The following is a 17,508-nucleotide window of genomic DNA, read 5'->3' as shown; positions in this document are numbered from 1 at the left end:
GGTTGGGGGGGGCTGTTTGGTGGGCCTCCCTCGCGTCCCCAGGTTCTCTCCTTTTTTTCTCCACGGGTCGCCCGGGGGGGGGGGGCCGGGGCCGGCGCGGGGGCGGTGCTGCTAAGGCCGCGCCGCGTCAGGCTGGCAGCCCCGGGCAGATCGCGTGGTTCCGGCTGCGCCGGAACTTCCCGCGTCGGTCAGCGCCAGCGGGGCGGGCGCGCAACTCGCGAAGCTGACAGTCCACCGGACTGTCAGCAAGCGTTCGCTCAGACATGCGCGCCCTTGTTCCCCGCTGGCACAGCCCGCCACGGCACGCTCCACTGCCCGGGGCCGCCAGCCTGACGCGGCGCTAGCGTTAGTGGACGGCGTGCGGGAGTTTGGGGCAGGGGTGTGCAAGGTGATGCAAGGCCGTGCAAGGTTTATGCAGGGCGATGCAAGGGCATGCAAGGTGGCGCAAGGACGTGCAAAGGTGATGCAAGGACGTGCAAAGGTGATGCAAGGGCGTGCAAGCTGATGCAAGGATGTGCAAGAGTGTCTGAATGGTGGGGGGATGGCTGGGGCGCGGAGTGAGGGGGTTAATGGCGGCGGCAGTTGATAAATCATTTATGATTTGTAGTCGGATGATTTATTTTTCGGAGGCGAGTATGGGCCTGGTCAAGATTTCAGATTCTTTGCATGAGCAGTTGCGTACCGCCAGCGGCGCTTTTAGCCGGTCGATTAATCAGCAGGCAGAGTATTGGATGCGGGTGGGGATGCTGGCGGAGTTGTATCCGCATTTGAATTACGCGGAGTTGTCGCGTTTGCTGCTGGAGGCCGAGCGGGTGTCCGGCGATTTGCATGATTTGGTGGCGAGTCTGGATGCGCAGCAGGCTAGCCGCGAGCCGGATAAGCGCCGGGTGGCGTGAGGATGTAGGGCGGCGATCCGTTGATGGATGGCGCGGCAGGATGGCTATCGGCTGATGGATTGCAGCCGGTAGCCATTTTTTTATGGGTGTTCGGTGTTACAGGGCTTTGCCAGCTTCAGGGCCGGAGCGCAGCGTGTAGATGGCGTCGATGTGGATGAGTACGGCGAATTTCGGGGTTTTCATGCCGTTTTGGCCGGCAAAGGCGACGGCGTTTTCGAAGGGTTCGCCTTCGCTGAAGATTTCCGGTGTGCCGACGAAGCGGTAGCCGTCCAGGGCTTCACGGTCGATGATGGCGATGGCCATTTTGGAGCCGTCCTGGATGTTGCGCAGGGTTTGGCCGCCGGTGTTTTCGTTGTAGATCAGGGTTTGGTCGTTATAGGCGCGCAAGGAGCGTTTGGGGCCGATGTCTGGCAGGCCATCTTTGCTGACGGTGGATTGAATCGGAAGTTGCTTGGCCAGCATGGCTTTCATGGCGTCATTGAGGGATTGCATGGATAGGGCTCCTGTTGAGGGGTTGACGAGAAATGGCCCGCTTGCGCAGGCGGGCCTGAGTTTATATGTAATGTTTATGGATTGTATATGTAATGTATGTTTTATGCCGGGCCGGATGCGCGGGAAAGGCAGGAGGGGAAGGAGGGGGGCGGTGTGTAGGGCGTGTGGGCGTGTGAGGATGCGGGAGGCGGGTTTGTTTGTGGCGGGCGGGGGAGTTTTTCCGGGCGCTTGTTTGTGATGGCGCTTCGTGCTGGAATGGGGCTGCAGAATATGGCTGATAGCTCAGGCTGAAAAGTCAGGGTGGAAGGTCAGCTTGAGGGCCAGGTGTCAAAGTTGGGTGTAAAAATGAGGCGTTAAAGCCGGGCGTGAAGCTCAGGTTTCAAGGTTTGGTTGTTTGTCTGGATGTTTTTGCCTGAATTTTCTTGCCTGAATTTCTTTGGTGCCGGTGCTTTGCTGTTTTTGGTGTTTTTCTGCTTGGTGCTTTTTCTTGGTGCTTCTTCTCGGTACATTTCTTCAATGTATTTCGTCACGATAGGATGGATATCATGAGTCAACTCCGTATTGCCGTTGTGGTGGGTAGTTTGCGCAAGGATTCCTATAACCGTCAGCTGGCTGATGCGCTGGCGCGGTTGGCGCCGCCGGATTTGGTGTTTGAGCAGGTGGAAATCGGCAAGTTGCCGCTTTACAACCAGGATGATGATGCCAATACGCCGGCTGAGGTGTTGAAGTTCAAGGAGAAGATCCAGTCGGCCCAGGGGGTGCTGCTGGTGACGGCGGAGTACAACCGTTCGATTCCCGGGGTGTTGAAGAATGCGCTGGATCAGGGTTCGCGGCCGTATGGCAAGAATGTCTGGGCGGGCAAACCGGCAGGGGTGATCGGGATTTCCATCGGGGCTATCGGGACGGCGCTGGCGCAGCAGCATTTGCGCAATGTGCTGGTGTTCCTGGATATGCCGATTTTGCAGCAGCCGGAAGCCTTCCTGCAGGTGAAGGAGGGCTTTTTCGATGCGGATGGCGGTATTGGCCCCGGCAGCAAGGCGTTTTTGCAGGGGTGGGTCGATCATTTTGCCGCCTGGGTGCGCAAGAATCAGTAGCGCAGGCTGCGGGCCAGGCGTCAGTGTCAGGCGGCTGGCCCGCCTGGCGGCGTAGCCTGGCCGCTGTTTGATAGCGGCAGTGCCGGTCGCGGCGTGATGCCTGGGGCATGACGCCGCGATTTTGCTTCCGGTTTTAGTTGGGCGGCAGGGTGCCGATGATGCCGATCAAGATCACGATGCCTGTGGCCAGCATGATTTCCATGCGGGTGTAGCGTGCCAGTGCTTGGACGGCTTGCGGCTGGCTGCGCATGCGCGGCACCAGGATATAGCGGTTGAATAAGGCCAGCGCGACCATGGCGGCAGCGGCCAGGAATTTGGTTTCCATCAGGCGCATGTAGAGCGTGGCCCAGTTCCAGGGCCAGGGGCCCAGAATGAGGAACAGGTTGCCGATGCCGCTGAGGATGACCAGGGCGACCGCCCAATGGCCAACACGCGAGTAGCGCACCAGTGTTTTGATGATGGTGGCATCAGGGCGCCGCGGCAGTTGGCGCAAATGGACGAAGACCCAGGGCAGGCCGCCCGCCCAGTAGGCAATGGCCCAGAGATGCAGCGCCTGGTTGCCGCGGTGTAGCCAGCCCAGGGCGCCATCCATGGCGGCGGCATGCCCGGTCGCGGCCAGCGCCGCCAGCATGGCCGCACTGGCCAGCGCCATGGCACGGTGCTGGCAGGGGGGCCGCCAGCGGATCAGCCAGGCCAGCAGGAGCAGGGGCAACAGGAAGAATTGCCATTGCCAGGCTTCGCCAAAGCGCGTGGCTTGCAGGACTGCCATCCAGGTGTCAGGCGACAGGATTTCCATGCGGTCGCCGGCCATGCGCCCCGCTTGCAGGGGAATCATGAGCACGGTGCCCAGGCAGGCTAGCAGGGTGCAGGCGGAATAGACGTGCCGCGCCGGGCGATCCAGGGGATGGATCAGCGGCGCAGGAACGAGGTAGCCCAGGTAGATGCCCGTGCCGCAGCAAAGCAGCAGGGCTGCGACGTGAAACTGTCGCAGCAGGATGGGAAATAGCTCCAGCACGGCCTGGAGGCTTAGGGTTGCAGCGTGAAGCCGTATTGACCCGAAACCTTGTGCGAATCAGCAGAGGTGATGTTCCATTCGACCTGATAGCGGCCAGGGGCCAGCGTTGCAGGCAGGGGCAGGCTCAGGCTTTTGCGATCTTCGGAGGCGTAGGCCAGTTTGCCGGTTTCCAGTGCCTGGCCATCGGGGCCAGTGACGGTAATGCGGCTGAAGGGCAGTTCGACGCGGCCATCGAATTCGATGGACAGTTCGGCCGGGGCGCTGGTGATGGTGCTGTCAGGCGCGGGGGTTTGAGCGATGGCGTGGGAGTGGGCCTGTGCCAGGCCATGCACGCCTGCCAGTAGGCTGGTGGCCAGCATGGCGGCAGTCAGACGGCTGAGGGTTTTTGACATGGTAGGTCGCTTATTGCGGTAGGGCTGAAAAGGGAATAGTAGTACATCTCAGTTGCTGGCGCAGGGATCACGGGGCGGCGGAAAGTCACTTATACTGTTCATTTATACAGTAAAATGGGGCTGAGTCGATACCGGAACACCTTATGTCTTCCTTTATTTCCCCTGCACGATCCGTGCCGTCAGGCCCGTTTTCCGCATCCGCGCAGCCTGTTATGGCAGGCGGTCAGGCGCCAGCGGATCGCGCGCTGCCGCACCCGGATGTCTGGCGCGGCGGCCAGGGGATGGCGCAGACACAGGCCTGTGTGGATACCGGTTTGCCGGCTTTGTCCGCACAATTGCCTGGTGGCGGGTGGCCGCGCGGGGCCTTGGTGGAAATTCTGCTGCCGCGCGCCGGCTGCGGCGAATGGCAATTGCTGCAGCCTGCCCTGGTGCCTGGCGAGCGGCCGGTTGCACTGGTTCGGCCGCCGCATGTGCCGCAGAGCGCTGCCTGGACGCAGGCTGGGGGGGATATGGCGCGCTTGATGTGGGTCAGGGCGCAGCAGGATGCCGATGCCTTGTGGGCCGCCGAGCAGAGTCTGCGCAGCGGCGCGCTGGATGCCGTGCTGTTGTGGCAGGGGGCGGCGGATTACCGTCAGTTGCACCGCCTGCATTTGGCGGCGCAGGGCTGTCATGCGTTGTTTTTCATGTTGCGGCCCCAGGCTCAGGCCTGCCAGCCGTCTCCGGCCGCGTTGCGTTTGGCATTGGCGCCGCAAGGGCAGGCGGGCGGTTTTCAGGTGAATATCCTCAAGCGGCGCGGCGGCTGGCTGTCGCAGGCTGTTCATTTTCCCTTCCATTTAGTCGCAGGGGCGGATGCCTGGGCGATTGGCGCAGCGGGAGGCATGGGGTGATGCCGGTCTGGCTGGGCATTCATTTGTTGCAGCCCAGGCTGGATGCCTATCGCGATGGCGCAGGCGGGGGGCCGGAGGTGGTGCTGCACCAGGGGCAGGTTTGGGCGTGCGGCAGCCAGGCCTGGCAGGCGGGAGTGCGTCCTGGCATGAAGCAGGCCGGGGCGCGGGTGTTGCTGCCTGAGGCCGATTTCCTGCCGCGTCAGGCCGAGCGCGAGCAGCAGTTGCGCCACGCGATCGAGCTGGCTTTGCTGCCGTTTTCACCACTGCTGGCCTGGCATCGCGAAGATGCGCTGGTTATGGATATTGCCGCCAGCCTGGCTTTGTTCGGCGGGGTCAGGCGTTTGTACGCCCGGGTGGGTGAGAGCCTGCGGCAGCAAGGGGTTGCCGCACGCCTGGCGCTGGCCCCCAGCGCCAGCGGCGCCTGCTTGCTGGCGCGGGCGCCAGGCGTGAGGCGCAGGCGGGTGTTGCGGCTGTCCCGGCTGGCCGTTTGCCTGGATGCTTTGCCATTAGCCGTGCTGGAGGAGGACGGCAGGCGGCATGGTTGGCTGGCGGCGCTGGGGTGCGAGACCTTGGGGGCATTGCGCCGCCTGCCTCGTGCCGGGCTGCGTGAGCGCCAGGCGGAAGGTTTGTTGCTGCAATTGGATCAGGCGTACGGCAAGACGGATGCATGCTATGAGTGGGTGCGGCTGCCTGAGCATTTCCGCAGCCAGGTTCATAGTTTGTTCGCTGTGGAAAGGCATGATGCCCTGTGCCGGCTGGCACAGCGTCTGCTGGCGCAGTTGGTGGCGTGGCTGGACGCACGCCAGCTGGCGGTCTCTGAGTTGCGCTGGGATTTACATCATGAAGGACGCCAGCAGAGCCGCCCGCGCACGCCTCTGGAAATGAAGCTGGCGCAGCCGGCCTGGGATGCCGGGCATCTGGCGCATTTGCTGGCCGAGCGCCTGGCACGCCAGCCTTTGCCAGCGCCGGTGACGGCCATGGTGCTGGAAGCCCAGGCGTGCCAGGCGCGTCCGGGTGTCAGCGGCAATCTGCTGGCGCAGGCCGGGGCATCGGGGGAGGTGGGGGCGTTGCAGGATATTCTGGCGGCGCGTCTGGGCATGGAAAATATTCTGTTGGCGCGGCCGGTCGCGGATCATAGGCCGGAGCGCGCCTGCTGTTGGTTGCCTTATTCTTCATCGTTTGCCAGGGCTGGTACGCCCGGCGGGCCTGCGCGCGCCAGGGAGTGCGTGGCTGACCGGGCGGCACGCCCGTTCTGGTTGCTGGAAGCGCCTTTGCCGCTGGCGGTGGCCGTGGATGGCGCGCCGGTGCATGGCGGCGCCAGGCTGCAACTGGTCAGCGGGCCGGAGCGGATAGAGGACGGCTGGTGGGAAGGCACTCTTGCGCGGGATTACTTCATGGCCAGGCAAGAGGCCAGCGGGGTGCGCTACTGGGTGTTCCGGCAGCGCCAGCCGGGGGCGGCGGCGCAGGAAGCGGCGTGGTTTCTGCATGGGGTCTATGCATGAAGGCTGCTGCTGCTGCTGCTGGTGCTGGTGCACCGGCGGATTCCGCTGCCGCGCGTGTGCCGGAGACGCTGCCGTCCCTGTCAGCTCTGCCGTCTTTGTCGCCCCTATTGCCCCTATTGCCCTATACCGAGCTGTGCTGTTTGAGCAATTACAGCTTTCTGCGCGGCGCGTCACACCCGGAAGAGCTGGTGGCGCGGGCGGCAGCGCTGGGGTATGAGGGCCTGGCCTTGGTGGATGAGTGTTCCCTGGCCGGTATTGTGAAAGCGCATGTGGAGGCGCAACGCCAGCAGATTGCCTTGCTGGTTGGGGCCTCCTTTGTTTTGCGGCGGGCCGATGGCACGGTTTTCCTGGAGTTTGTGGCCCTGGCGGAGTCGCTGGAGGGCTATGGCAATTTGTGTGAGCTGATCACGCTGGCGCGGCAGCGGGGCAGTAAAGGCAGCTATTTGCTTTACGACACCGACCTGGCGGCGGATGTAGAAGCGGTGGCGGCAGCGGATGCAGCAGGGCGTCCGGCAGTTGGCAGGCAGGCAGCTCCTTGGCTGGGTTTGCCAGGGTGCGTCGTGGTGCTGCTGCCGGAGTATGCGGCGCTGCCGTCAGAGGCCAGGCCGGTGTCACGGCTGCAGGCGCAGGCGGATTGGCTGGCGCGGGTTTTTCCGGGGCGCGCCTGGGTCGGGCTGGCCTTGCATCAGCGCGGCCGGGACAGACTGCATGCGCAGTCGGTCGTGGCGGCGGCAGGGGCGGCGGGCTTGCCTGTGGTCGCGGTGGGGCAGGCGGAAATGCATGACCGGTCGCGCAAGCCGCTGCACGATACCTTGCTGGCTATCCGTCTGGGGAAGACAGTGGCGGATTGTGGTCTGGCACGCTTGTCCAATGCCGAACGGCATTTGCGCAGCCGGGCGCGGCTGGCTGCGCTTTACGAGCCGCAATGGCTGCTTGAAACCGGGCGCCTGGCGGCGCGATGCCGTTTTCGCATGCATGAGGTGCGCTATGCCTACCCGGAGGAAATTTGTCCGCCGGGGCATACGCCCGAGACGTATCTGCGGCAGGAAGCCTGGGCAGGCGCGCAGCGGCGTTTTCCTGGCGGCATACCGGACACGGTGCGGGCGCTGGTGGAAAAAGAGCTGGGCCTGATCGCCGAGCTGGGATATGAGGCTTATTTCCTGACCGTTTACGACATTGTCCGCTACGCGCGTTCGCAGGGGATTCTTTGCCAGGGGCGGGGGTCGGCCGCCAATAGCGCCGTGTGTTTTTGCCTGGGCATCACCGAGGTGGATCCCGTGCACGGCAATTTGCTGTTCGCCCGCTTTATCAGCAAGGAACGGGGCGAGCCGCCGGATATCGACGTGGATTTCGAGCATCAGCGGCGCGAAGAGGTCATTCAGTACATCTATACCCGCTATGGGCGGGACCGCGCGGCCTTGGCGGCGGTTGTCATCACTTACCGCATGCGTAGCGCCTTGCGCGATACCGGCATGGCGCTGGGCATAGATGCGGGCTTGATTGATCAGGTTTGCGCCGCCTACCGCCATTGGGATGGGCGGGACCGTCTGGCTGAACGTATGCAGGCGGCGGGTTTGCAGGCCGATGCGCCGGTGGCGCGGCAATGGCAGGTTCTGGTCGAAACCTTGCTGGGTTTTCCCAGGCATTTGTCGCAGCATCCGGGGGGCTTTGTCATCGCGCGTGACCGGCTGGTGCGGCTGGTGCCGGTGGAGAATGCCGCCATGGCCGGGCGCAGCGTGGTGCAATGGGATAAGGACGACCTGGATGCGCTGGGCTTGCTCAAGGTGGATGTCCTGGCATTGGGCATGCTGAGCGTGCTGCGCCGGGCGCTGGCCTGGACCGCGTGGCGCCGGGGCCGTGGCTGGGGGCTGCAGGATATTCCGGCGGATGATGGGCCGACTTATGACATGATTTGCGCCGCCGAGACGGTTGGGGTGTTTCAGATCGAATCGCGAGCGCAAATGAGCATGTTGCCGCGCTTGCGGCCGCGTGAATATTACGATCTGGTTATTCAGGTGGCCATTGTGCGGCCCGGGCCGATACAGGGTGGCATGGTGCATCCGTATCTGCGGCGGCGCCAGGGGCTGGAAGATAGCCGCAGCCCGGGGCCGGAAATCGAACAGGCCTTGTTGCGCACGAAAGGCGTGCCTATCTTTCAGGAACAGGTGATGCAAATCGCCATGCTGGCCGCTGGTTTTACCGATGGCGAGGCCGATAACCTGAGGCGTTCCATGGCAGCCTGGCGCCGGCGTGGCGGCCTGGGCGGGTTTCATGAAAAGATTTTGTCAGGCATGACGGCGCGCGGTTATACCGCGGAATTCGCAGAGCAGATTTTCCGGCAGATACAGGGGTTTGGCGAATATGGTTTTCCCGAGAGCCATGCTGCCAGCTTCGCGCAGCTTGCCTATGCCAGCGCCTGGCTCAAGCGCCACGAGCCTGAGGCCTTTCTGGCGGCTTTGCTCGATAGCCAGCCCATGGGGTTTTACTCACCTTCCATTCTGGTGCAGGACGCCCGCAGGCAGGGCGTGCAGGTGCTGCCGGTGTCGGTGTGTGAAAGCGTTTGGGAGACCTTGCTGATACCGGCGGGACGGCGCCCGGCGGTACGTCTGGGCCTGTCGCAAGTGAAGGGGCTAGCCCAGGCGGCAGTGCGCAGGCTGCTGGCGGCCAGGGCGCAGCAGGCCTTTGAGGATATTCAGGATATAGCGCAGCGGGCGCTGCTGGCGCCGGATGAACTGCGTGTGCTGGCAGCCTGTGGCGCATTGGCCGGGCTGCGCAGCAGCCGCCGGGCGGCTTTGTGGGAGGCTGGCGCCGCACGGGCGGAAACCGGCTTATTGCGCGGCGCGCCGCGTCAGGCGGCGCAACTGCCTTTGTTTGAGCCGATGAGCGCAGGGGCTGAGGTGCTGGCCGATTATCAGCATATGGGCCTGAGCCTGGGGCCGCATCCGGTGCGTTTGCTGCGGGCGGGCTTACAGCGGCAGCGCTTGATGACGGCGGCGCAGCTGCGGGGGCTGGCGCATGGCAGGATGGCGCGGGCCTGTGGCATTGTGGTTGGACGGCAGCGCCCGGGCACGGCCAAAGGCGTGATGTTTGTCACGCTGGAAGATGAAACCGGCAGCGTCAATGTGATTGTGCGCCCCGCGTGGCTGGAACGGCAGCGCGCGGTGTTGCTGGGCGCGCAATTGCTGGCGGTGCATGGCGTCTGGCAAATCCACGAAGGGGTGGGCCATCTGGTGCTGGGGCGCGCGGAAGACCTGAGCCCCTTGCTGGGCGGGCTGGCGACGCAGAGCCGGGATTTTCAGTAAAGCGTTTATCGCCCGGTGCCTTCTGTCACTTGCAGACTGTCGGGATGACAATTGGTCTCGGCACCGTCGTCGGCAATATCACAGGTCACACCGGGCAGGTTTTCGAGTTCCTGGACCAGCTGTTTTTCCTGTGTGGTGCACGCAGCCAGCAGGGCGGCGCCCAAGGCCAGGAAAAAGGGAAGTTTGAGCAGATTCATGAGTCCTGAGGTGGCAGAAATGAGGCTGAAAAAGGGATGAAAAGGGGCTGCAGGGGGCTGACGGTGGCTGACGGGGACTGAAGAGTGCCGAGCTTGCCATGCGGGTGAGGCATGAAAGTAACCCTGGCAGTCTAAGCGCGGCGCTTGAAAGCGAGGGCAAGACGGGAGGCCGCCAGGCCCGGCAAATCAGCGGCAGCTAGCTGGCGGTTCTGTTCCTTGCGCCTATTATCGGCGATTTCTCTGGCAGCCCGGCATTCACTGGTGAATGAAGTCTGTCATGGTTTGATAAATCCGGCCGCAGGCTTCGGGTGCCAGGGCGTGCAGATTCAGGCAGGCATGAATCATATCGGGCAGGTGCAGGTGCTGGTTGGCGATGCCATGCTGTTGCAGCCGCGCCAGATAGGCCAGCCCTTCGTCACGCAAGGGGCACAGGCCGGCTGTCACGAGTAGCGTGGGCGGCAGGCCATCCATTTCCATGTAGAGGGGGGAGGCCTGGCGGCGGTCTTCGTCGTGCTGGAAATAATGATCGAAATACCAGCGTATTTTGCTGGTTTCCAGCAGGTAGCCCGTGCCATTTTCCTGAAGCGAGGGATACGCCGGCAGGGTGTAGTCCAGACTGGGATAAATCAGCAAGAGCCGGTCCAGCCGCAGATGCTGATGACGGCGCAGCAAGACAGCCAGGGTGGCGGCCAGGGCGCCGCCGCCGGAGTCGCCTGCCAGGGCGAGCCGCTCAGTGGTCTGGCAGCCGGCTTCAGCCAGGGCGGCATGCAGATGCGTGAGCACGCCCAGGCAGTCGGTCAGGCCATCAGGATAGGGGTGTTCGGGGGCCAGACGGTAGTCCACGGAGACCACCAGGCAGCCGCTGCTTGCAGCGAGCCGGCGGCAGATCGGGTCATAGACGGCAACGCTGCCCGCCATATGGCCGCCGCCATGAAGATACACGCAGACGGCTTTGGGCTGATCCGGGCGCGGATCATACAGGCGTACCGGCGTGGCCTGCGGGCCGATGATGAGATCACGTTCCCAGGGCAGGGCGGGCGCATCGCCGCAGAAGCGTCGCGTCATCATGGCCAGGCCGTCGCGGGCGGCTTGCGGGGTATCGGGAACACCGCGCTTGCGCGCTTCGGCGCCAGCCAGATTGGCAAGGGCCAGCCAGGATGCCAGCGCAGGCGGCGGGTCCGCGCGCAGGACGGTCTGGGGGGCGGGTGAGGGTGCTGCAGCAAGAGGATGTGGCGTCATTGGCGGAACAGAACAAGGGCTTCACCGTGGCACAGCAGGCGTCCATCGGCGCCTGTGCAACGGGTTTGCAGATTTACCAGTGCCTTGTCGGCACGCAGGCGGCTGACGGTCACGCTGGCGCGCAGGGGCTCCGCAGGCTGAGCCGGCGCGAGAAAATGCAAAGACTGTTTCAGGTAATTGGTGCCGTGGCCTGGCAGCTCTTCGCCCAGCAGGCAGGAAAACAAGGCTGGAATCAGGGGTTCGGGAAGTGCTGCGGGAACGGCTGGGCTATCGGCCAAGGCTGCCCAGACCGCATAATCGTCCTGGGTGTAGCAGCGCTCCAGCGTGGCGCTATCGCCAGCGCGCAGGGCCAGAAAGCGGGCCATGCTTGGGACCAGCGCTGCCGCGCCCGCCGAGCCTGGCGCCAGCGGCGCGGGCGCCGCCGTATTGGCAGCGGGGTGGGCGGCGCGGCTGGCGTGGGTGGCGCTATGGGCAGGGGGATGGGCCGCAGCTTGGGCATCGGCGGCAGCGTGCAGCACGCAGTGGCCGCGCAGGCCGTGGCGGCCATCCTGTTTGATGATTTCCGTGCGCAGGGCAATGCCCTGTCCGGCCGGAGCGGGCTCTGGCGTGAGCACAAGTTTCAGGGGCTCATCGGCATAGCAGGGCGCCGGAAACATCAAGGTCTGGCTGGCCAGCGGCAGGCCGGGGTAATGCCGCTCCACGAGGCCGCGCAGGCGGCTGAACAACAGCATGCCATGAGAGACCGTAGCCCCGAAAGGGGTGCTGGCGGAAAAGACCGGATCGACGTGAATGGGATTGTGGTCGCCGCTGAGGGCCGCAAAGCGATCAAAGTCCTGTTGGCTCAGCGAGCTGTGGCTGACGAGGGCGGCCGGGTCAGTCGTGGGCAGCATGGCGCAACTCCTGTTTGATGACTTTGCCCAGCGCATTGCGCGGCAAGGCGTCACGCAAGACAAAAACTTTGGGCACTTTGTAGCCTGCCAGCCGTTCGCGGCAGAACTGGCGCAGGGCGTCGAGATCCAGCGGGCCGGCGTCTGCGGCGGGAACAATGCTGGCATGGCCGACTTCGCCCCAGCGCTCATCCGCCATGCCGACAACCGCCGCTTCGGTAATGGCGGGGTGTTGCAGCAGGACGGCTTCGACTTCGGCGGGATAGACGTTTTCCCCGCCGGAAATGAACATGTCTTTCCAGCGGTCAACAATGGTGTAATCGCCGTCGGCGTCACAGCGGGCGACGTCGCCTGTGCGCAGCCAGCCGCCGGGCAGCATGGCGTCGGCCGTGGCATCCGGGCGCTGCCAGTAGCCCGGCGTGACGCCCGGGCCGCGCACCAGCAGTTCCCCGGCCTCGCCAGGCGCGACATCGCGGCCTTCGCGGTCCACGATGCGCACTTCGGTCACCAGTTGCGGCCGGCCGGCTGCGCCGGGCTTGCGCAGCACCTGGTCTTCGTCGAGCAGAAAGACGGTAGGCCCGGCTTCGGTCATGCCCATGCCGGTACGCACCAGGATGCCTGCGCTGGCATAGCGCTGCGCGACGGCGACCGGCATGGCTGCGCCGCCGCAGCCCCATGAGCGCACGCCTTGCAATGAGGCGCCGGAAAACTCCGGGTGCTCCAGCAGCGCTTGGTAAATGGCGGGAACACCAAAAAAGATGGTGGCGCGCCGGGCCAGTGTGTCCAGGGCCTGGCTGGCGTCAAAGGTGCGCTGGACCAGCACGGTGCCGCCCAGCATAAGCAAGGCGGAGGAATACAGATTAATGCCCGCCGTATGGAAGACAGGCAGAACATTGAGCAGGACATCATCCGCGTTCAGGCGCACAGCCAGGCCGATATTCAGGTAATTGGCCATCATCATGCGGAAGGTCTGGATGACGCCCTTGGGACGGCTGGTCGTGCCTGAGGTATAGAGCAGATACCAGGGGCTGTCCGCGCTGCGGTCCGGGCGCGGCGTCAGGTCGGGAGTGACGTTTGCCAGGTCTGCGCCATAGTGCCGCGCGGTGCCTGGGGCATCCCCTGGGGCCTGGTCCAGCGCAATCAGGCTCAGCGGCGCCGGATGGCGGGCAGCCAATTGCGCAGCCGCTGGCGCGAACTCAGCGCCGTAAATCAGTACCTCAGGCTGGCTGTCCGCCAGCAGGACTTCCAGTTCCGGGATGGCCAGGCGCCAGTTGAGCGGCACCAGGATCAGCCCGGCCTTGGCACAGCCGAATAGCATGGCAAAAAATTCCGCGCGATTATGGCCCAGCCAGGCGACCCGCGCGCCTGGCTGCAACTGCCAGTGTTCCGCGGCAGCGGCAGCAAAGCGCGCGGCCCGCTCGTCCAGCTCTCGATAGGTATAGCGCGTGCCATCGGCGAGATCTTCCAGCGCCAGGTGCTCAGGGTTCAGGCGTGCCCGCCTGGCAGTCAAGTCGAACATGTCCATGCGTATTCCGGGGAGTGAATGAGGGGCGGCATGCGGTGGCGGCATGCGGTGGCGGCATGCGGTGGCAGAGGCCGCCCGGGAATCAGGGCTGCAATTCGCTCCAGTCGAAGCGGGTAATGCGGTTGCTGATCAGCGAAAAGACATAAATGCCGTTATCGCCTGCGGTAATGAGCTCTGTATCGAACATGCCGCCGGGCCGGGTGCCCAGGGCGGGGTTGAGCCAGTGGCCGATATAGGCGGGCGAGATCAGATTGCTGCCGTCTGGCGCGACGCCATCCGGGTTGTGCCAGGCGCGCGCCACCATATTGAAGCCATCGGCCACAAGCAGGGCGTCGCGGCTGGTGTCATAGGCCAGGCCGGCAGGCAGGAAAAAGCGTTGCGGATCCAGGCCATCGGGGTGGTCATAGGTGCCGCCGCCTATGCCGATCTGGCCCAGGCGCGTGCCGTTGGCCGGGGACAGCGCCTGAATGCGCTGATTGCGGCGGTCCGTCACATAAACGCGATCATTCAGGGCCAGCACGCTGCCGATCTGATCAAAGCGGCCAGGCGCGCCTTGCTGATAAAACGCCGGGCCCAGGCTCCAGTTATTCCCCAAGTCACTGCCCTTGGCGGTATCCGGGCCGCCGCTGAACCACGCGCGCGTCAGGCTGCCGCTGGCTGCGTTGTAGTCGAAACGCCAGACCAGATTGGAGAAACTGCTCAGATAGATCGCGTGTTGTCTGCCGCTTGCCGTTTGCGGTTTGACTGAAACCGCGACCGGGTAATTGCCGTTGCTCAGGCCGATGGCGGGCACGCTCAGCCCGGTCGTCCGGGAGTTGAGGTTGAAGATATTGCGCAAGGAGCCGCTGGCATCGTAAATGCGCAGACTGCTGTCGCCGGTATAAGGCCAGGGTAGGGTCAGATCGGCGCCCACCAGCACGGCGACGGCATCGCCGAAGACGGGGTCGCGGAAGCTGCTGATACCGGTCACGCCCAGGCTGATATCCGCGCCGGTGAAGCGCCCCTGGTACACGCCGGCCGCGTTATAGATATTGATGCGCGAATTGGGCGTATCGCTGACCAGCAGGCGCTGGCTGGCAGGCAGCCAGGCCATGCCGCTGGCCGAGTGCAATTGGCCGGCCAGGGTGCGGGGGTAGCCCCAGAACTCATGGCTGAGCGCCGTGCCCACGCCGCGCGATACCGAGCAGCGCAGCAGGCTGGTGCCTGCGTCGTTGGTCCAGCATTTCTTGATGCGGTTGTTGCCGCTATCGCTGACCAGATGCACGCGCGCATTGGTGTAAAGCATGCCCCAGGACCAGACGTTTTCACGCTGAATGCTGCCATCGGCGCGGACCAGCGGCACCAGGTCGTTGGGCAGCTGGAAGGCGGCATCTTCATTGGCGGATGTTGCCGGGCTGCGCATTTCCACCTGGTGAATGCCCAGGTGGCCATAGACCCAAGTGGCGCGGGCGTCGTCGGCGCCGCTGGCGCGGTAGCGCACGGCATGAGCTTCACCCGGCCCGGCCAGGTTGGGCAGGCGCAGGATGCGGCCGTTGTAGGTATCGGCGATATACAGGTTGCCCTGGGCATCGGTACGCACGCCACGCGGCCGTTTCAGGTGGTCAACCGTGTTGCCGGCATCACGCAGACGGCCGATCATGTCCAGCAAGGCGAGCTGGCCGCTGGACGGATCCAGATGGTAGATTTTGATGCGGTTGTTGCCGTTGTCCGCCACATAAATGTAGGTGGCGCCGGTGGCTGCGCGGTAGTAGGTCAGGCCCTGGGGAATACGGAAGCCGTCGCGCTTTTCCGGCGCGGAGGCATAGTCATCGTAATTGGCCGAAGGCGTGCCGTAATCGCGGTCGGTGCCGCGGATGAGGGGGCCGGCGCCTGCCGGATTGCCTGCGGCATCCTGCCAGCCCAGGGTCTGCACCAGGCTGGCCTGGTAGCCCTGGTCGGGGTCGATTCGGAATACTTTGAGGCGGTGGTTGAATTCATCGGAAACCACCATATAGCCTTGCGGCGTGACGACGACATTGCGGGGCATTTGCAAAGCGTCGCCACTGCCGTGGCCCGGTGTGCCGAATGAGGCCACATAGCGGAACGCATCGGCGTCGTCCGCCACGGTGCGGAAGAAGTGGATCTGATGCCGCCCGACATCATTCACATACAGCCCGGCCAGGCGTTCATCCTCGGCTTCGCCGCGTGACAGAAACGCAATGCCCAGCGGCGCCTGGATGCTGGGCACACTGGCGGCGGGGCTATCGTCGGCCAGTTGGGTGTCGGCGTCGTCCAGCATACCGATGCTGCGCCCGTCCAGATCCAGCACCTGAATGCGGTGATTACCCATATCTGCCACATAGACACGGGCCGCGGCGGCGCTGCTGCCTAGCGAATCGGGGTCGTATGTGACGGTAGTCGGTGTATTGAATTGATAGCGCTGGTGCGCGGCTTCGCTGAGCAGATCGCTGCTGCGGTCTTCATCGGCAAAGGTTTGCAGGGCCTGCGCGGGCAGGGCAGGCAATAGCAGGGCGCTGAATATCAGGGCGCGCCAGCGGTAGGGCCGTACACGGTTTTTCCACAGCATGGGTTTCTCCTCTTTGATGGAACGGCAGCCGTGCCGCCGGCTGATGTCAGCGGCGCGTGATGCCGAGGAAATCCTGCATGCCGCGCGCGGCCTCGTCTGTATCAATTTGTTCCAGGAAGTGCTGCAACTCGCGCGCCAGGCCTGCCGCCACGATTTGCGGGTCGGGACGGACCTGAGCCAGCGTGTGGAGGATGCTGCCGGGCCGGCCTGCGGCCATGCGCGTGGCCGGTATCCGGCGCCAATTGGTGCAGCAGCCCCAGGCGGACAGCTTCCGGCGCCTCCAGGCGCTCATTGAGCAGTTGCACCGAGAGCGCGCGGGCACGCCCGATGCGTTCAGGCATCAGCGTGGTCCAGCCGCCATCCGGGCTGAAACCGACGGCCGTGTACCAGGGCGCAAAGGAGGTCTGCGGGCCGCCAATGGCCAGATCGCAGGCCAGCGCCAGGCCGACCGAGCCGCCAGTGACCAGCCCTTGGACAGCTGCGACCGTCGGGCAGGGCAGTTGCAGCAGGGTCAGGATCACTTCATTGAGCGCGCCGACGACCTGCCGGGCATAGCTGCGGCGTTCAGAGCGGGGAACGCCATGAAAGCCCTGCACGTCGCCGCCGCTGGAAAACGAGCGGCCTTGGGCCGCCAGCACGATGGCGCGCGGTTCTTCGGCGCGCACCTGGTCTAGCGCCTGCAGCAGCGCGTCGAGCAGCGCTGGCACCAGGGCGTTGTGGCGGGTCGGGCGGTTGAGCCGGATCTCCGCGACCCCGGCATGAATGCGCGTCAGCACCAGTTCCTGGCTCATGATTTCTCCTTGCGGTCGAGCGCGAGCCCGTGGCGGAACAGCCCGCCTATGGTTTCAACAATGGCTTCGAAAGGCGTGTCCTGCTTCCAGATGCAGAATCGCAAGCCCAGGAAATGGGCCATGCCCATCAAGGCCCAGACGCGGATTTCGTCATTGCCGGGCCGGATTTCGCCTTTGCGTGTCGCATCGGCGAGCAAGCGCACATAGCCGCGCCCGAAGGATTCGTAATATTCGCGGTAGATGGATTCATCCACCGATTGCGCTTCCTGCAGGACTCGATAGAGCGAGGGGTGATCCAGAATGTATTTCAGGAACGCATGCAGCCCTTTTTCTTCGGCTTCCAGTCTGTCTTTGGCGTTCAGGGTTTCGGCGGCCAGGTGGGCGCGGACTTCGCGCCCCATGTCACGCACCAGTTCGCGCAGGATTTCTTCCTTGCCGGAAAAATAGCAATACAGCGTGCCTTGCGCCACGCCGGCCGCGCGAGTGATGTCGCTGATGCCGGCGCGGTGATAACCCAGCGTGCCTATGGTAGTTTCGGCCGAACGAAGAATTTGCGCGCGAGTGCGGGCGCCGCGCGCCGTTTTGGGCGTGCCTGGCGATTCGCGTGGCGTGGAAGCAGTTTGTGGAGCAGGAGATTCAGCCATGTATCGGTCTTTAAATATGAAACATGAATCAGTAGTCATAAAAGCTAAAGCTTGTTCGGAATGGAGTCAAGCAACATTA

General features: G+C 64.2%; 16 protein-coding genes. 5 read left to right on the top strand and 11 right to left on the bottom strand.

The features are described 5' to 3' along the window. Positions 1–635: 635 nt before the first annotated feature. Positions 636–896 carry a ParD-like family protein gene (locus ACTJGZ_RS12035; protein WP_441663163.1) on the top strand — a complete coding sequence of 87 codons (261 nt, stop codon included), beginning with the start codon at positions 636–638 and terminating at the stop codon, positions 894–896. Between the two features lie 96 nt (positions 897–992). Here the strand turns inward: ACTJGZ_RS12035 and ACTJGZ_RS12030 are convergent, their stop codons facing one another. Then, positions 993–1,388, bottom strand: coding sequence for a pyridoxamine 5'-phosphate oxidase family protein (locus ACTJGZ_RS12030; protein WP_441663161.1), 396 nt, complete (start codon positions 1,386–1,388; stop codon positions 993–995). 353 nt (positions 1,389–1,741) lie between these two features. Further along, the gene (locus ACTJGZ_RS12025; RefSeq protein ID WP_441663160.1) at positions 1,742–1,918 is read right to left on the bottom strand and encodes a hypothetical protein; all 177 of its coding nucleotides are present in this window, start codon (positions 1,916–1,918) and stop codon (positions 1,742–1,744) included. Between the two features lie 15 nt (positions 1,919–1,933). On the opposite strand from ACTJGZ_RS12025, the gene ACTJGZ_RS12020 reads away from it, so the two are divergent. Further along, positions 1,934–2,482 carry an NADPH-dependent FMN reductase gene (locus ACTJGZ_RS12020; protein ID WP_441663159.1) on the top strand — a complete coding sequence of 183 codons (549 nt, stop codon included), beginning with the start codon at positions 1,934–1,936 and terminating at the stop codon, positions 2,480–2,482. Positions 2,483–2,615: 133 nt separating this feature from the next. On the opposite strand, the gene copD is transcribed toward ACTJGZ_RS12020, so the two are convergent. Together copD and ACTJGZ_RS12010 are read right to left on the bottom strand one after the other, a co-directional pair. Continuing rightward, the gene (gene copD / locus ACTJGZ_RS12015) at positions 2,616–3,497 is read right to left on the bottom strand and encodes a copper homeostasis membrane protein CopD (protein WP_441663158.1); all 882 of its coding nucleotides are present in this window, start codon (positions 3,495–3,497) and stop codon (positions 2,616–2,618) included. 11 nt (positions 3,498–3,508) lie between these two features. Continuing rightward, the gene (locus ACTJGZ_RS12010) at positions 3,509–3,889 is read right to left on the bottom strand and encodes a copper resistance CopC family protein (protein WP_441663157.1); all 381 of its coding nucleotides are present in this window, start codon (positions 3,887–3,889) and stop codon (positions 3,509–3,511) included. 212 nt (positions 3,890–4,101) lie between these two features. On the opposite strand from ACTJGZ_RS12010, the gene imuA reads away from it, so the two are divergent. The 3 genes from imuA (at position 4,102) to ACTJGZ_RS11995 (ending at position 9,580) form a co-directional block, all read left to right on the top strand. Then, positions 4,102–4,776 carry a translesion DNA synthesis-associated protein ImuA gene (imuA, locus tag ACTJGZ_RS12005; protein WP_441663156.1) on the top strand — a complete coding sequence of 225 codons (675 nt, stop codon included), beginning with the start codon at positions 4,102–4,104 and terminating at the stop codon, positions 4,774–4,776. Further along, positions 4,776–6,278, top strand: coding sequence for a Y-family DNA polymerase (locus ACTJGZ_RS12000; RefSeq protein WP_441663155.1), 1,503 nt, complete (start codon positions 4,776–4,778; stop codon positions 6,276–6,278). The genes imuA and ACTJGZ_RS12000 overlap by 1 nt, the downstream gene beginning before the upstream one ends. Positions 6,279–6,373: 95 nt before the next feature. Continuing rightward, the gene (locus ACTJGZ_RS11995; RefSeq protein WP_441663162.1) at positions 6,374–9,580 is read left to right on the top strand and encodes an error-prone DNA polymerase; all 3,207 of its coding nucleotides are present in this window, start codon (positions 6,374–6,376) and stop codon (positions 9,578–9,580) included. A gap of 5 nt (positions 9,581–9,585) precedes the next feature. Here ACTJGZ_RS11995 and ACTJGZ_RS11990 read toward each other — a convergent pair whose 3' ends face one another. The 7 genes from ACTJGZ_RS11990 to ACTJGZ_RS11960 all read right to left on the bottom strand — a co-directional run bounded on the left by ACTJGZ_RS11990 (position 9,586) and on the right by ACTJGZ_RS11960 (position 17,429). Next, positions 9,586–9,777, bottom strand: a complete 192-nt coding sequence (locus ACTJGZ_RS11990; protein WP_441663154.1) for a hypothetical protein — start codon at positions 9,775–9,777, stop codon at positions 9,586–9,588. A 255-nt stretch (positions 9,778–10,032) separates the two neighbouring features. Continuing rightward, a complete protein-coding gene (locus ACTJGZ_RS11985; protein WP_441663153.1) occupies positions 10,033–11,016 on the bottom strand; it encodes an alpha/beta hydrolase in 984 nt (327 codons plus the stop codon). After that, the gene (locus ACTJGZ_RS11980) at positions 11,013–11,906 is read right to left on the bottom strand and encodes a MaoC/PaaZ C-terminal domain-containing protein (RefSeq protein ID WP_441663152.1); all 894 of its coding nucleotides are present in this window, start codon (positions 11,904–11,906) and stop codon (positions 11,013–11,015) included. The genes ACTJGZ_RS11985 and ACTJGZ_RS11980 overlap by 4 nt, the downstream gene beginning before the upstream one ends. Beyond that, positions 11,890–13,428, bottom strand: a complete 1,539-nt coding sequence (locus ACTJGZ_RS11975; protein ID WP_441663151.1) for an AMP-binding protein — start codon at positions 13,426–13,428, stop codon at positions 11,890–11,892. The genes ACTJGZ_RS11980 and ACTJGZ_RS11975 overlap by 17 nt, the downstream gene beginning before the upstream one ends. A gap of 82 nt (positions 13,429–13,510) precedes the next feature. After that, positions 13,511–15,994 carry an NHL repeat-containing protein gene (locus tag ACTJGZ_RS11970; protein WP_441663150.1) on the bottom strand — a complete coding sequence of 828 codons (2,484 nt, stop codon included), beginning with the start codon at positions 15,992–15,994 and terminating at the stop codon, positions 13,511–13,513. Positions 15,995–16,095: 101 nt separating this feature from the next. Further along, a complete protein-coding gene (locus ACTJGZ_RS11965; protein ID WP_441663149.1) occupies positions 16,096–16,785 on the bottom strand; it encodes an enoyl-CoA hydratase/isomerase family protein in 690 nt (229 codons plus the stop codon). Further along, entirely contained in the window at positions 16,782–17,429 is a 648-nt protein-coding gene (locus tag ACTJGZ_RS11960) for a TetR/AcrR family transcriptional regulator (RefSeq protein WP_441663148.1), read from the bottom strand. Before ACTJGZ_RS11960 ends, ACTJGZ_RS11965 begins: the two co-directional genes overlap by 4 nt. Positions 17,430–17,508 lie beyond the last annotated feature (79 nt).

The sequence above is a fragment of the Kerstersia sp. genome (assembly GCF_052103615.1).
In the GTDB taxonomy this organism is placed as follows: domain Bacteria; phylum Pseudomonadota; class Gammaproteobacteria; order Burkholderiales; family Burkholderiaceae_B; genus Kerstersia.
This window is presented reverse-complemented; position numbering and strand designations above follow the sequence as displayed.